14 protein-coding genes and 1 riboswitch are annotated in these 13,357 nt (G+C 65.9%); of the genes, 7 read left to right on the top strand and 7 right to left on the bottom strand.

Going from position 1 to position 13,357, the window contains the following annotated elements:
- Positions 1 to 38: 38 nt before the first annotated feature.
- From gcvPA to AC54T3_RS08645, 6 genes are all read right to left on the bottom strand, one after another.
- Positions 39 to 1,412 (bottom strand): aminomethyl-transferring glycine dehydrogenase subunit GcvPA, encoded by a 1,374-nt coding sequence (gene gcvPA, locus AC54T3_RS08670; RefSeq protein WP_496624021.1) that lies wholly within the window; start codon positions 1,410 to 1,412, stop codon positions 39 to 41.
- 6 nt (positions 1,413 to 1,418) lie between these two features.
- Positions 1,419 to 1,811: a glycine cleavage system protein GcvH gene (gene gcvH, locus AC54T3_RS08665; RefSeq protein WP_496624019.1), complete on the bottom strand. Its 393-nt coding sequence runs from the start codon at positions 1,809 to 1,811 to the stop codon at positions 1,419 to 1,421.
- Between the two features lie 249 nt (positions 1,812 to 2,060).
- Positions 2,061 to 3,155 (bottom strand): glycine cleavage system aminomethyltransferase GcvT, encoded by a 1,095-nt coding sequence (gene gcvT / locus AC54T3_RS08660; protein ID WP_496624018.1) that lies wholly within the window; start codon positions 3,153 to 3,155, stop codon positions 2,061 to 2,063.
- A gap of 220 nt (positions 3,156 to 3,375) precedes the next feature.
- A riboswitch (glycine riboswitch) is annotated at positions 3,376 to 3,466 on the bottom strand.
- A gap of 202 nt (positions 3,467 to 3,668) precedes the next feature.
- Entirely contained in the window at positions 3,669 to 4,211 is a 543-nt protein-coding gene (locus AC54T3_RS08655; RefSeq protein ID WP_496624017.1) for a zinc ribbon-containing protein, read from the bottom strand.
- A 185-nt stretch (positions 4,212 to 4,396) separates the two neighbouring features.
- Positions 4,397 to 4,732: a type II toxin-antitoxin system PemK/MazF family toxin gene (locus AC54T3_RS08650; protein ID WP_496624015.1), complete on the bottom strand. Its 336-nt coding sequence runs from the start codon at positions 4,730 to 4,732 to the stop codon at positions 4,397 to 4,399.
- Positions 4,719 to 5,096, bottom strand: coding sequence for a DUF8778 family protein (locus AC54T3_RS08645; protein WP_496624013.1), 378 nt, complete (start codon positions 5,094 to 5,096; stop codon positions 4,719 to 4,721). The genes AC54T3_RS08650 and AC54T3_RS08645 overlap by 14 nt, the downstream gene beginning before the upstream one ends.
- 97 nt (positions 5,097 to 5,193) lie before the next feature.
- On the opposite strand from AC54T3_RS08645, the gene leuS reads away from it, so the two are divergent.
- The 7 genes from leuS (at position 5,194) to AC54T3_RS08610 (ending at position 12,495) form a co-directional block, all read left to right on the top strand.
- Positions 5,194 to 7,830: a leucine--tRNA ligase gene (gene leuS, locus AC54T3_RS08640; protein WP_496624101.1), complete on the top strand. Its 2,637-nt coding sequence runs from the start codon at positions 5,194 to 5,196 to the stop codon at positions 7,828 to 7,830.
- Positions 7,831 to 7,877: 47 nt separating this feature from the next.
- On the top strand, positions 7,878 to 8,369 hold the full coding sequence (locus AC54T3_RS08635; RefSeq protein ID WP_496624012.1) for an LPS-assembly lipoprotein LptE: 492 nt from the start codon (positions 7,878 to 7,880) through the stop codon (positions 8,367 to 8,369).
- Between the two features lie 5 nt (positions 8,370 to 8,374).
- A complete protein-coding gene (gene holA, locus AC54T3_RS08630) occupies positions 8,375 to 9,445 on the top strand; it encodes a DNA polymerase III subunit delta (protein WP_496624010.1) in 1,071 nt (356 codons plus the stop codon).
- A 50-nt stretch (positions 9,446 to 9,495) separates the two neighbouring features.
- Complete coding sequence (locus AC54T3_RS08625; RefSeq protein WP_496624009.1) at positions 9,496 to 10,773, top strand: glutamate-5-semialdehyde dehydrogenase; 1,278 nt, start codon at positions 9,496 to 9,498, stop codon at positions 10,771 to 10,773.
- 84 nt (positions 10,774 to 10,857) lie between these two features.
- Positions 10,858 to 11,505 (top strand): nicotinate-nucleotide adenylyltransferase, encoded by a 648-nt coding sequence (gene nadD, locus AC54T3_RS08620; protein WP_496624008.1) that lies wholly within the window; start codon positions 10,858 to 10,860, stop codon positions 11,503 to 11,505.
- A gap of 110 nt (positions 11,506 to 11,615) precedes the next feature.
- The gene (rsfS, locus tag AC54T3_RS08615; RefSeq protein ID WP_496624007.1) at positions 11,616 to 11,981 is read left to right on the top strand and encodes a ribosome silencing factor; all 366 of its coding nucleotides are present in this window, start codon (positions 11,616 to 11,618) and stop codon (positions 11,979 to 11,981) included.
- Positions 11,968 to 12,495, top strand: a complete 528-nt coding sequence (locus AC54T3_RS08610) for a dihydrofolate reductase (protein WP_496624005.1) — start codon at positions 11,968 to 11,970, stop codon at positions 12,493 to 12,495. Before rsfS ends, AC54T3_RS08610 begins: the two co-directional genes overlap by 14 nt.
- A 23-nt stretch (positions 12,496 to 12,518) precedes the next feature.
- On the opposite strand, the gene AC54T3_RS08605 is transcribed toward AC54T3_RS08610, so the two are convergent.
- The gene (locus AC54T3_RS08605) at positions 12,519 to 13,352 is read right to left on the bottom strand and encodes a symmetrical bis(5'-nucleosyl)-tetraphosphatase (protein WP_496624004.1); all 834 of its coding nucleotides are present in this window, start codon (positions 13,350 to 13,352) and stop codon (positions 12,519 to 12,521) included.
- Positions 13,353 to 13,357: the final 5 nt, after the last annotated feature.

Here is a 13,357-nt window from a genome sequence, read left to right as displayed (position 1 = left end):
GGGTGTGTCGAGCGTCGGCTTGGCATCACCGGCTCACACTAAGCGGCCTTGGCGACGACCACAGCGCTGGCGAGGGCCTGGCGGTAGGCGGCGATCTCGGCATCGGTGCGCTTCTCGGTGGCACAGACCAGGAGCACTGAGCCCAGTTCTGGATATTCGCGTCCGAGGTCGAAGCCGCCGAGGATGTCGTCCTCGGCGAGCGCGGCCAGCACCGTCTCGGTGGGTGCCGGCAAGCGCAGCGCGCGCTCGTGGAACACGGGGCCGTCGAAGAGCGGCTCGACGCCCGGCACCTCGCCCAACTGTTGCACCAGCCGCGCGGTGTTGGCATGACAAGCAGCCGCAACGCGCTCGAGACCGTCGGCACCGAGGATCGCCATGTGGATGGTCGCGGCGGTGACCAGCAGCCCCTGATTGGTGCAGATGTTCGAGGTCGCCTTGGAGCGGCGGATGTGTTGCTCGCGCGCCTGCAGGGTCAGGGTGTAGCCGACCTTGCCGTCGAGGTCTTCGGTCCTGCCGGCAATGCGGCCCGGCAGTTGGCGGATGAAGGCCTGCTTGCAGCACAGGAAACCGAGATAGGGGCCGCCGGAGGCGAGCGGCATCCCCAATGGCTGGCCCTCGCCGCAGGCAATATCGGCACCGGCCTGGCCCCAGTCGCCCGGCGGCGAGAGCAGGGCGAGGGCGACCGGGTTGACCACGCCGATCACCAGCGCATCGCGCGCTTGCGCCCAGTCGGTCAGCGCATCGACGTCTTCGAGGACACCGAAGACGTTCGGTTGTGGCACCACCAGCGCGGCGAAGGGCTGATCGCCAACGGCCTCACAGTGCTCGATCTTGGTCTGCCCGCTGCGCGGGTCGAAGTCGACCTCGACCAATTCGATGCCCTGATGCTGGACGATGCTGGCCACCGTGCGGCGGTAGAACGGATGCACCGCGCGCGGCATCAACACACGCGGATTCTTGACCTTGCGGTTCGAGCGCACCGCCATCAGCACCGCCTCGGCCAGCGCCGAAGCGCCGTCGTAGAGCGAGGCGTTGGAGACATCCAGCCCAGTCAGCGCGGTCATCATCGACTGGAACTCGTAGAGCACCTGGAGCGTGCCCTGGCTGGCCTCGGCCTGATAGGGCGTGTAGGCGCTGTAGAACTCGCCGCGGGTGGCGATCTGCCATACGGCGGCGGGGATGTGATGGTCATAGGCGCCGGCGCCGATGAAGCAGGTCGGCTCGCCATCGGTGCGCGCGCGCGCTTGCAGCAGCTGGGTGACTTCCATTTCGCTCAGGCCAGCGGGGACGCCGTCCAGTCCCTGGGCGCGCAGCTCGGTGGGGATCTCGTCGAACAACGCATCGATGCTGTCGACGCCGATGGCGTCGAGCATGCCGGCGATGTCCTCGTCGGTGTGCGGGATAAAGGGCATGGTGGTTCAGCCCTCGTCGGCGAGGAGCTGCTCGTAGCCGCCGGCGTCCATCAGGTCGTCGAGCTGGCTTGGGTCTGCGAGCTTGAGCTGGAAGATCCAGCCGTCGCCATAGGCATCCTCGTTGATCGTCTCGGGGGCGCCGTCGAGGGTCTCGTTGGCGGCGGTGACTTCGCCCGCTAGCGGGCTGTAGATGTCCGAGGCGGCCTTGACCGATTCGACCACCGCGCAGGCGTCCTTGACCGCGAGCTGCTTGCCGATCTCGGGCAGCTCGGCGAAGACCAGATCGCCCAGCGCTTCCTGCGCGTGATCGGTGATGCCGACGGTGACGGTGCCGTCGCCGTTGTCTTTGACCCACTCGTGGGACTCGGTGTACTTCAGCTCGGTTGGGATCGTGCTCATTGGAGAGACTCCTGAGAAAGCGCGTCGCTGTCAAAGCGGCGGCGGTTGGCGATATGGCCCGCAGAGCAGCTGCCCTTGAGCCTGGTGTGTACGAGAAAAGAGCAGTATCACGGCGACAGGCCGATGCCGCTCCGCTGAATCCGTCTGGGGCGCTGTGCAGCGCTGTCGATCAAGATTGCGCCCGTCGTCGGCACTGAACTTGACGAAGATAACGCGCGCTGCATCATTCGGGGGTGCGCCTGATGCTTGTTAGTCGAGTGCGATACGGGCCTTGCCGTGGCGCACGAACGGCGGTTTCACCACCCGCGCGGGCACAGCCTTGCCGCGGATCTCGACCGCGCATGAGTCGCCCATGCCGGGCTGGACCCGCGCCAGCGCGATGCTGCGTTGCAGGGTGGGCGAGAAGCCGCCGGAGGTGACCTCGCCGACCGGCTGGCCGTCCACCAGCACCGGCTGATGGCTCCTGAGCACGCCGCGCCCGGTCAGCAGCAGGCCAACGAAGTCGCGCAGCCCGCCCCGCGAGCGCTGCGCTTCGAGCGCCGCGCGGCCGATGAAATCGCGCTCTCCTGGCTCGAAGGCAAGGGTCCAGCCGAGGCCCGATTCGAGCGGCCCGACTTCTTCGGTCATGTCTTGGCCGTAGAGGTTCATCCCGGCCTCTAGGCGCAGGGTGTCGCGCGCGCCGAGCCCGCAGGGCGTCACGCCGGCAGCGATGAGTGCGCGCCACAGCTCGACGACCTCGGCGGCGGGCAGCATGATCTCGAAGCCATCCTCGCCGGTGTAGCCGGTGCGGCCGACCAGCCAGTCGCCCTGCTCGGTGGCGAAGAAGGGCTTGAGCGCCAGTGCCGGCGCGCGCAGCGCCTCCGGCAGCAGCGACGCGGCCTTAGCGCGTGCCTCCGGGCCTTGTACCGCGAGCATGGCGAGATCATCACGGCTGTTGATGCCGATCGAGGCGTCTTGAATGCAGGCCTGCATCCAGGCCAGATCCTTGTCTGCGGTCGCGGCATTGACCACGGCCCGATAGCGGTTCGGACCCAAGTAGTAGCAGATCAGGTCGTCGATGACGCCGCCGTCGGCATTGAGCATGCAGCTGTAGAGCGCCTTGCCGGGCTGCTTGAGCTTAGCGACATCGTTGGCCAGGAGCCGTTGCAGGAACGTCAGCGCATCGGCACCCTGGATGTCGACCGGGCGCATGTGCGAGACATCGAAGACACCGGCGTGCTGGCGCACCGCATGATGCTCGTCGAGCTGAGAGCCGTAATGCAACGGCATGTCCCAGCCGCCGAACGGCACGAGGCGAGCGCCGAGGCGTTCATGCTCGGAAAAGAGGGGGGTTCTGGATCCCATGCGGCAACTCCGGTTGGCGGCCGCTGTTGCTGGCAACGAGGGCGCGCGGTTTTAAGACAAACGAGCCAGCGCCACAGCCGTGACTGCGCGCGCCGCCCCTCTGTCCTGAACCTGAGAGTTTGCGTCGAGCGCCAAGCGGGCTCGCTTGCCGCGAGCCGTGGGTGGCGCTGATCGCTGCCCCGTCGGTGGGCTACTGCCGTAGCCGCTCTCCAGAGTTGGTATGGATCCCGCAGTCCTTTTGCCTGAGCGATTCCGGGCGGATGTTGCGCCTTCGGCGCCGGTCGAGGACCGGTCTCTCCTGCGGGAATATGACCAATAAGGTTTAAATGACGCCCCATAGGGGGCTAAGTTATCCTCTATGGGGTCTAGAATATACTGCCTTTGGACGCCTGTTCCAAGCTCGACGTCCACATTCGACAGCGGCGTCGATCCCCGCAAGGCGGTTGTTGCCGGCGTCGCAAGCGGCGCTCGATCGCGCGTCCGATGCGGGTTGGGGCTGCTCTAGAACCTATCTCAGGAACCTGTCTTCGGTTGAGAGGCCGATGGCACGCGCTGGAAGGTCAACCCACCGCATTCCGCGCAGGCGGGGATGCGCCCAGCGCGGGTGAACTGAACCTTGGCGCCACACTTGTCGCAGACCAGGGTGCCGGGACCGGTGATCTGCCCGGCCTGATAGAGCGAGGCCTGGCGCGCGCGCTCGGACCATTGTTCGAGTTGCAAGCGGGTCTGATCGGCGACGCTGGTGAAGGCCTCGAACATGCGCTGCTCGATGAGTTCGAGATCGAAGCGCCACCAGGCGCGTAGATCCTCCCCGGTCTCGGCGATATAGTGGGCGGCATCCTCGACATCGCGCTCGATGTACTCGGCGATCTTGTGCGCCTCCTCGCGGCTCAGCTCGCCGAGTTCGACCATGTGATCGCGCGCGTTGTCGAGCATCGCACGCAGCTTGGGGGTTGCCTCCTCGGCCTCGTCGACGGCCTCGCGCGCGTGTTCGAGCATCTGCTCGTAAGCCTTGACTAGCCGATCGTCGGATTTGGGGTGTTCTTCATTGCTCATTTGTGCTCTGCTCCCGGTGAATCAGTATCGACAGATTGAGTGTCGCGATCAGCGCGATGGCGCGATCGCTGCTTGATCGCCGCGTGATCGCTACGCGCGCCGCTGCTCGTTCACCAGAGTCTGGCCGATCGGCGCGAAAGCGCAAGCCCCATGCGCTGAAAGATTCCCAATGCGCGACGAAACAGCTACAACGCCAGATGCAAGCGGATCGCAGCATCGATCTCCAGCAGCTTGTCGGTGGCCAGCCGGCCTGCAGGCCGGCCCTGAATGCGTTGCTTGGAGAGGGTGCGAATCTGTTGGGCCTGGGCCTTCGAGTCCTTGGCGAGACCGGAATCGGCGCGGGATAAGGCGACCTCGAAGGGATAGATGCGCGCGATGTTCGAGGTGATCGGCAGCACTGTGACGGTGCTCGCCGCGCGATTGTTGGCATTGTTGCTGACGATCAGGACCGGTCGACGTTTGTTGATTTCAGAGCCGACAGTGGGACTCAGATCCGCGTAGAAGATGTCACCACGCTTCATGGCTCAAACCGTCGCCGATGGTGGCATCGAACTCCGCAGCATCGACATCGCCGTCTCGGTTCTCCGCCATCGACGCCTCTCGATAAGCATTCTCAAGCTCCTCTTGACGCAGACGCAGCAGCGCCTCCTCGATCACTTTCGAGCGGCTGCCGAGCGCATGATGAACGCGATAGCGATCGATGAGCGCAACGAGGTCGGGCTTGAGCGAGATCGAGAGCTTTTCAGTGCGCATGCAACTCTTCCTACAGACAGTCATACCAAGGATGCTACCATGACGGATCAGCGGCTGCGTCACTTTGCGTGGCGCCACGGCTTGCCAAAGCGCGCGAGCTGCGGCTCGATTGCTCGACCAGTCGGTCGCCACCCAAGGGGGCCTTCGCGTATCCTGATGCCATGGGCAAGCGCACTCGAGCGTGCGGCATTGCCGATCCCCGACCATCAACCCGATCAGCCCAACCATGATCCAGACCGAGTACGAGCCGCGCGCCATCGAACAGGAGGCGCAGCGCCATTGGGAGACCACGCAGGCCTTCAAGGCCGTCGAGGACCCCTCCCGTGAGAAGTTCTACTGCCTGTCGATGTTCCCGTACCCCTCGGGGCGGTTGCACATGGGACATGTGCGCAACTACACCATCGGCGATGTGATCGCGCGTCATCAGCGCATGCTCGGCAAGAATGTGTTGCAGCCGATGGGCTGGGATGCCTTCGGGCTGCCGGCCGAGAACGCCGCCATCAAGCATGGCATCCCGCCGTCGACATGGACGCGCGAGAACATCGCGGCGATGAAGGAGCAGCTCAAGCGCCTTGGCTTCGGTTACGACTGGGCGCGCGAACTGGCCACCTGCGATGTCGATTACTACCGCTGGGAGCAGTGGTTGTTCACCCGCCTGATGGAGAAGGGCCTGGCCTACCGCGCCACCGCGACGGTGAACTGGGATCCGGTCGATCAGACCGTGCTCGCCAACGAGCAGGTGATCGACGGTCGCGGCTGGCGCTCCGGCGCGTTGGTCGAGAAGCGCGAGATCGAGCAGTGGTTCATCCGCATCACCGCTTATGCGCAGGAGCTGCTGGATTCGCTCGACGGCCTCGACGGCTGGCCGGAGCGGGTGCGGGCGATGCAGCGCAACTGGATCGGTCGTTCCGAGGGCGTGCACATGCGCTTCGGCATCGCCGGCAGTGACAGCAACGCCGGTCGTGACAGCGCCGATCATCGACACGAGACGCTCGACATCTTCACCACCCGGCCGGATACGGTGATGGGCGTGACCTATGTCGCCGTCGCCGCCGAGCATCCGCTCGCCCAGCGCGCGGCTCAGGACAATCCCGAGCTGGCCGCCTTCATCGACGAGTGCCGCCAAGGCGGGATCTCCGAGGCCGAACTCGAGACCATGGAGAAGAAGGGCCACCGCCTCGGTATCGATGCCCTGCATCCGATTACCGGCCAACGGGTGCCGATCTTCGCCGCCAACTTCGTCCTCATGAGCTATGGCACCGGCGCGGTGATGGCGGTGCCGGCGCACGATCAGCGCGACTGGGAGTTCGCCGAGCGTTACGGGATACCGAAGCGCCAGGTGGTGTTCGCCGCCGAGGGCGAGGAGTTCGGCATCGACACGCACGCCTTCACCGAGAAAGGCATCTTGCACGACTCCGACCCCTTCGATGAGTTGACCTCGGAGGAGGCCTTCGACGCCGTCGCCGACTGGCTCGAGACCCATGGCAAGGGCGGTCGTCAGGTCAACTTCCGGCTGCGCGATTGGGGCGTCTCGCGCCAGCGCTACTGGGGCTGCCCGATACCGGTGGTGCGCACCGCCGAGGGCGAGGTGCGCCCCGAGACCGAGCTGCCGGTGCGCCTGCCCGACGATCTGTTCGTCGACGGCTCCGGCTCGCCGCTGAAGAAACTGCCGGCCTTCTCCGAGCTGCCCAACGGCGAAACCCGCGAAACCGACACCTTCGATACCTTCGTCGAATCGAGCTGGTACTACGCGCGCTACTGCTCGCCCGGCTGCGATTCAGCGATGCTCGACGAACGCGCCAAGTACTGGCTGCCGGTGGATCAGTACATCGGCGGCATCGAGCATGCGGTCTTGCATCTGCTCTACGCGCGCTTCTTCCACAAGCTGCTGCGCGACGAGGGCCTGGTCGACGGCGACGAGCCCTTCGCCCGACTGCTGACCCAGGGCATGGTGGTCGCCGAGACCTGGTATCGCGAAGATGCGGAGGGCCGGCGCGAGTGGTTCAATCCGGCCGATGTCGAGGTCGAGCGCGACGACAAGGGCCGAGTGGTCGGCGCGCTGCTCAAGGCCGACGGGCAGCCGGTGCACTTCGGCGGCATCGAGAAGATGTCGAAATCGAAGAACAACGGCGTCGACCCGGAGGCGATGATCGAGCGCTACGGGGTCGACACGGTGCGCCTCTATGTGATGTTCACCTCGCCGCCGGATCAGTCGCTGGAATGGAACGACGAGGGCGTCGAGGGTGCCTATCGCTTCCTCAAGCGGCTCTGGACCCTGGCTGCGACCCATGCTGATGGGATGCGGGCCGTTACTGCGGCCACTGATGGTCAAGTCGCAGGGGCCATGGCTGGGGGCACGGCGCAAGCGCTCGATGACGCGCTGAGCGACGCTCGCCGCGAGGTGCATACGGCACTGAAGAAGGCGCTGTTCGACTACGAGCGCCAGCAGTTCAATACCGTCGTCTCGGCTTGCATGACCATCGTCAACACCCTGTCGAAACTCGATGAGAGCGCCCCAGCGCAGGCGCTGCGCCGCGAAGGGCTGAGCATCGCGCTGCGTCTGCTGGCGCCGATCGCGCCGCACATCACCCATCATCTGTGGCGCGAACTCGACCTCGGCGAGGACATCCTGCACTCGCCCTGGCCGGTGGTCGATGAAGACGCGCTGGCGCAGGATCGGATCACCTATGTGGTGCAAGTGAACGGCAAGGTGCGCGGCAAGATCGAGGTGCCGGCCACAGCTGAGCGCCCCGAAGTGGAAGCGATCGCGCTGGCCAATGAGAATGCGCAGCGCTTCATCGGCGAGGCGACGGTGCGCAAGGTCATCGTGGTGCCGAACAAGCTCGTGAATCTGGTCGCCAAATGAGCAGGCGATGTTCGCTTCGCTGGTGGCAATCTCGGCCGCAATGGGCAATGCTGCTGCTCAGCCTGGTCTGCATGTCGCTGATGGCTGGCTGCGGTTATCGCCTGCGCGGCATCGTCGATATCCCGTCGGGGCTGGAGCCGGTCTATCTCCAGACGGGCGGTTTGGTCGGGCAGGCCGTCGACGATCGTTTGCGGGGCAGTGGAGTGCCCGTTACCCCGGTCGCAAACGACGCCGGGTTGATCCTGCGCATCCTCGATCAGTCCCGCAGCTCGCGGGTCGTGGCGGTGGATCGCGGTGGCAAGGCGCTGGCCTTTGCGCTCGAACTCCAGGTTCGGTTCGACGCCGTGGATGCGGCGGGCGAGCCGCTGATCCCACCGCAGCACCTGACGCTGGAGCGCACCTTTGACGACAACCCCGATGTGGCCGTGTTGGGCAAGCAACTGGAATCGGACATCATCTATCAGGATTTGGCCAGCGATGCCGCCGATCAGATACTGCTGCGGTTGCGCGCCGCGCTGGCCGCCCGCAGCGTTCGATAGTCGGTATGCCGATCGCTCCCGCTCAGCTCGACCAACGCCTCGCCCAAGGGCTAGCGCCGGTCTATCTGCTCGTCGGCAATGAGCCGCTACAGCTCGGCGAGACCGCCGCTGCCGTGCGCGCCGCCGCGCGTCAGCGCGGTTTCAGCGAGCGCGAAGTGCTGGAGACTGGGCCGGAGTTCGCCTGGTCGTCTCTCGCCGGTGCATTCGGCTCGCTCTCGCTGTTCGCCGAGCGGCGCATGATCGAACTCCGTGTCGCCGCGCCCAAGGCCGGCAGCAAGGCCGATGCGGTCGGGCGCGAGGGCTCGGAGGCCATCCGCCACTGCGTGGAGCCGTCGAGCGCGGATGTGCTGCTCTTGATCCTCGCCCCGGGGCTCGACTGGAAGAGCCTGAAGGCGAAATGGGTACAGGCCATCGAGCGGGTCGGCGTGGTCGTGCAGGTGCGCGAACCCCAGGGGCGCCAGCTCAGCCAATGGCTCGAGGGGCGCCTGCGTCGCGCCGGCTTCGTCCCCAGTGCCGAGGCGCTAGCCCTGCTGGCCGAGCGGGTCGAGGGCAACCTGCTGGCTGCCGATCAGGAAATCACTAAACTGGCGTTGGCGCTGGAGCCAGGTCCGCTCGACGCCGAGGGCCTGCTGGCGGCGGTGGCGGACAGCGCCCGCTATGGGGTGTTCGATCTCGCCGATGCCGCGCTCGACGGTGATCGCGCCCGGGTTGCACGGGTGCTCGAGGTGCTGCGGGCCGAGGGCACCGCCGAGCCGCTGGTTCTCTGGGCGCTGGCGCGCGAGGTGCGCAAGCTGGCCGCGCTCGCCTTCGCGCGTGCCAAACGCCAGCCACTGGGTCCGTTGCTCAAGGCGCATCAGGTCTGGGAGTCGCGCCGCTCAGTGGTGATGGCGGCCCTGGAACGGTTACCGCTCGCGCACCTCTGGGCGCTGGTGACCTGCTGCGCCGAGGCCGATCTGGCCATCAAGGGACGCGCGACCGGCGAGCCCTGGAAACTGCTCGGCGCCATCGCCGAGGGGCTCGCCGCCGCGCCCTCGGAAGCGCGGATTGTAGCTGGCGAGCGCGTGAAACATTGTTAGACTATCGGGTTTTGCGCACTGCCGCGCATTCAACTCGCCTCCGCACTCCCATGAAGACCGAGACCAAGATCACAGAGGTGGCCGCCTATGTCGCGGATGTCGGGCGTCGTGCCCGCGCCGCAGCGCGGGCCATGGCGCGCGCCGAGACCGGCGCCAAGAATGCCGCGCTGATGGCGATCGCGGCTGATCTCGACGGCCACCGCGAGAGCTTGGCTGCGGCTAATGCCGCCGACCTCGAGGCCGGCGCGGCGAAGGGGCTAGACGCGGCCTTGCTTGATCGCTTGGAACTAACGCCAGCGCGCATCGACGCCATGATCGCCGGGCTCGAACAGGTTGCCGCGCTGCCCGATCCGATTGGCGCCATCACGGATTTGGACTATCGCCCTTCCGGTATCCAGGTCGGGCGCATGCGGGTACCGCTCGGCGTCATCGGCATCATCTACGAGTCGCGCCCAAACGTCACCGCCGATGCCGCCGCGCTCTGCCTCAAGGCCGGCAACGCAACGGTGCTGCGCGGTGGCTCCGAGGCCTTTCAATCCAATCAGACTATCGCCGCGAGCATCCAGCGCGGGTTGCGGATTGCTGGCCTGCCGACCGACGGCGTGCAGGTGATCGCCACCACCGACCGGGCTGCGGTCGGCGCCATGATCAGCCATCCCGAACACATTGATGTCATCATCCCGCGCGGCGGCAAGGGGCTGATCGAGCGCATCAGTCGCGAGGCGCGGGTGCCGGTGATCAAGCATCTCGATGGTGTCTGCCATGTCTATATCGACGACAAGGCCGATCCCGACAAGGCAGTGGCAATCGCGGTGAACGCGAAGACGCAGCGCTATGGCACCTGCAACACCATGGAGACCCTGCTAGTGGCCGAGGCGGTCGCGCGGCCGCTGCTCTCGCGCATCGGCACGGCGCTCGGTGCCAAAGGGGTCGAGATTCGCGGCTGTGAGCGCACCCGCGAGATCCTCGCCGACGCGCGCCCGGCGACCGATGCCGACTGGGGCGCCGAGTACCTGGCACCGATTCTCTCGGTGCGGGTGGTCTCCGGCATGGACACGGCGATTGAGCACATCGAGGCCCACGGCTCGCACCACACCGATACCATCGTCACCGAGGACTACAGCCGCGCCCGGCGCTTCCTGCGCGAGGTCGATTCCAGCTCGGTGATGGTCAATGCCTCGACCCGCTTTGCAGATGGCTTCGAGTACGGGCTCGGCGCCGAGATCGGCATCAGCACCGACAAGTTCCACGCGCGGGGGCCGGTCGGGCTCGAGGGGCTGACTTCACAGAAGTTCGTGGTGCTTGGCGATGGTCAAATCCGTGAGTAGCGCCAGAGTGACAAATAGCGACGGCGTGATCGGTCGCTCTCTCGTCAATGCCAATCATCTCGGCATTGAGGCCGCTGACGGTCGATGATCGGCCTGTTCGGTGGCACCTTCGATCCCGTGCACCACGGCCATCTGCGCGTGGCGCTGGATGTGATCCAGCATCTGAACCTCTCGCAACTGCGCCTGCTGCCGCTGGCCGCCGCCGTGCATCGGCGACAACCGATCGCCTCGCCGGCGCAGCGCATGGCGATGCTGCGGACGGCAATCCGCGATGAGCCGCTCTTGATGGCCGACGATAGGGAGCTGACCCGCAGCGGCCCTTCGTACACGATCGACACGCTGCGCTCGTTCCGCGAGGAGTTCGGTGCGACGGCGCCGCTCTGTCTGTTGGTCGGCGCCGATGCCTTCGAGGGACTGTCGGATTGGCACCGACCACTGGATATCCTCGAACGCGCGCATCTGATCGTGATGCAGCGCCCGGGCGCCCCGGCCGCGCGGGATGGCTGGTTGCGCGATCAGGTCGAGCAACGCCGCACCGATGATCCTGCAGCCTTGCGTAGCCAAGCTGCGGGGCATATCTATTTCCAAACGGTGACGCAACTCGACATCTCGGCGACCCGCATCCGCCGGCTGCTCGCGCAGGGGATGAGCCCGCGCTATCTGCTGCCAGATGCCGTCTTGACGATGGCCCGCGAACACAGTTGCTATGCTGTTCAACAGGCCTCGGTCTGACTAACACGCTTGCCTTGGGATCGCATCGCCGTCGTCATGAGGCCGTGGCGGTCATCGCGCCCATTCCCGAGCCTATCCCCCAAAGAGAACGCGCCCTAAGAGGATCGTTAATGCAGCTAGAGCACTTGAAAGACCTCGTGGTTGAGGTCCTGAACGACATGAAGGCCCGTGACATCAGCGTGATGGATGTGCGCGGCAAGACCTCGGTGACCGATTACATGATCGTCGCCTCTGGCACTTCGGATCGGCACGTCAAGGCCATCGCCGAGACGGTCGCTTACAAGGCCAAGGAGGCCGGCGAGGCCCCGCTCGGCACCGAAGGGGTGCAGGAGGGCGAATGGGCGCTGGTCGATCTGAATGGAGTGGTGGTGCATCTGATGCTGCCCAAGGTGCGCGACTTCTACAGCCTGGAGCGGCTCTGGAGCGCGCCCTCGCTGGTGACACGCTCGAGCGCGGCTGCGAGTGTGTCTGTCTAATCTCCGTCCTGAGATCACCCTCATCGCGGCGATGGCGCGTGGGCGCGTCATCGGCCGGGACAATGCCATGCCCTGGCATCTGCCCGCCGATCTCACGCACTTCAAGCGCCAGACGCTGGACAAGCCCATCATCATGGGCCGGCGGACTTGGGAATCTCTACCAGGCCTGCTGCCGCGACGGCGTCACATCGTCATCTCGGCCGATCCTGGATTTCGACGGGTGCTCACGCAAGCCGAGACCGCGAGTTCTCCCGAGAGGGCGTTGGAGCAAGCCGCTGCGGCGCCCGAGGTGATGATCGTCGGCGGTGCCAGCATCTATCGGGCCTTCCTGCCGCTCGCCAATCGCATGCTGTTGACCCTGATCGATGCTGAGATCGACGGCGACACCCGCTTCCCGGTGTGGTCGACGTCAGAGTGGCGAGAGACCGCGTGCCGACACCGCCCGCGCGATGCCGCGAATCCTTATGACCTCGATTTCGTGACGCTAGAGCGTGCTGCGGGCCTTGGCGCTTGAAGCGGGTCGCTCGCCCTCAGACCTCAACCCGGCGCCTGATAGCCGGCGCAGTCGAGTTCGATCAGCTTCAAGGGCTTCTTGCGCCGCACCCGGACCGCGCTGAGCCGGCCACCCCAAAGGCAGCCGCTATCGAGCGCCCAGCAGTTGTTCTCGGCGAGGAAGCCGATGGTCGACCAATGACCAAACAGGAGTCGGTCGTCGCGCGTGCGCCGGCCTGGCGCGCTAAACCAGGGTAGGGCATGAGGTGGGGCCTGCTCGAGACCGCCTTTCTCCTTGAGCAGCAGCTCGCCGTCGGCCGTGCACCAGCGCAGGCGGGTGAAGCAGTTGGTAATGAAGCGCAGCCGATCCATGCCAGCGAGTTCATCGCTCCAACGGCTCGGTTCGTTGCCGTACATCTGTTGCAGGAAGGCGAGATGGTTTGGCCCTTGCAGCACCGCTTCGAGTTCGCGCGCGCGGGCCCGCGCTTGGGCTAGATCCCACTGCGGCGGCAGTCCCGCATGGATCATGGTGTATCCCTTCTTCTCGCTGTGATGCAGGAGCGGTCGATGGCGCAGCCAATGCAGCAGCTCATCGCGGTCCGGCGCGGCGAGGATTGCATCCAGCGTATCCTTCTTGCTCAAACTGGCGTCGGCGAGCGCGACCGCGAGCAGATGCAGATCGTGATTCCCGAGTACGACCACCGCCCGCTCGCCAAGGGCCTTGATCCAGCGCACCACCGCGAGCGAGTCCGGGCCGCGATTGACCAGATCGCCGACACACCAGAGTCTGTCCTCGGTCGGATCGAAGCCCGCCTTATCGAGTAGGCGCCGCAGCTCGTCGTAACAGCCCTGGATGTCGCCGATAGCGTAAGTGGACATGAGTT

This window comes from Halochromatium sp. NSM3 (genome assembly GCF_059621085.1).
This window is presented reverse-complemented; position numbering and strand designations above follow the sequence as displayed.

Excerpts from the sequence above, each read along its gene's own strand:
- gcvPA (WP_496624021.1), bottom strand. The coding sequence starts at position 1,412 with ATGCCCTTTATCCCGCACACCGACGAGGACATCGCCGGCATGCTCGAC.
- gcvH (WP_496624019.1), bottom strand. The coding sequence starts at position 1,811 with ATGAGCACGATCCCAACCGAGCTGAAGTACACCGAGTCCCACGAGTGG.
- gcvT (WP_496624018.1), bottom strand. The coding sequence starts at position 3,155 with ATGGGATCCAGAACCCCCCTCTTTTCCGAGCATGAACGCCTCGGCGCT.
- AC54T3_RS08655 (WP_496624017.1), bottom strand. The coding sequence starts at position 4,211 with ATGAGCAATGAAGAACACCCCAAATCCGACGATCGGCTAGTCAAGGCT.
- AC54T3_RS08650 (WP_496624015.1), bottom strand. The coding sequence starts at position 4,732 with ATGAAGCGTGGTGACATCTTCTACGCGGATCTGAGTCCCACTGTCGGC.
- AC54T3_RS08635 (WP_496624012.1), top strand. The coding sequence starts at position 7,878 with ATGCTGCTGCTCAGCCTGGTCTGCATGTCGCTGATGGCTGGCTGCGGT.
- holA (WP_496624010.1), top strand. The coding sequence starts at position 8,375 with ATGCCGATCGCTCCCGCTCAGCTCGACCAACGCCTCGCCCAAGGGCTA.
- AC54T3_RS08625 (WP_496624009.1), top strand. The coding sequence starts at position 9,496 with ATGAAGACCGAGACCAAGATCACAGAGGTGGCCGCCTATGTCGCGGAT.
- nadD (WP_496624008.1), top strand. The coding sequence starts at position 10,858 with ATGATCGGCCTGTTCGGTGGCACCTTCGATCCCGTGCACCACGGCCAT.
- rsfS (WP_496624007.1), top strand. The coding sequence starts at position 11,616 with ATGCAGCTAGAGCACTTGAAAGACCTCGTGGTTGAGGTCCTGAACGAC.
- AC54T3_RS08605 (WP_496624004.1), bottom strand. The coding sequence starts at position 13,352 with ATGTCCACTTACGCTATCGGCGACATCCAGGGCTGTTACGACGAGCTG.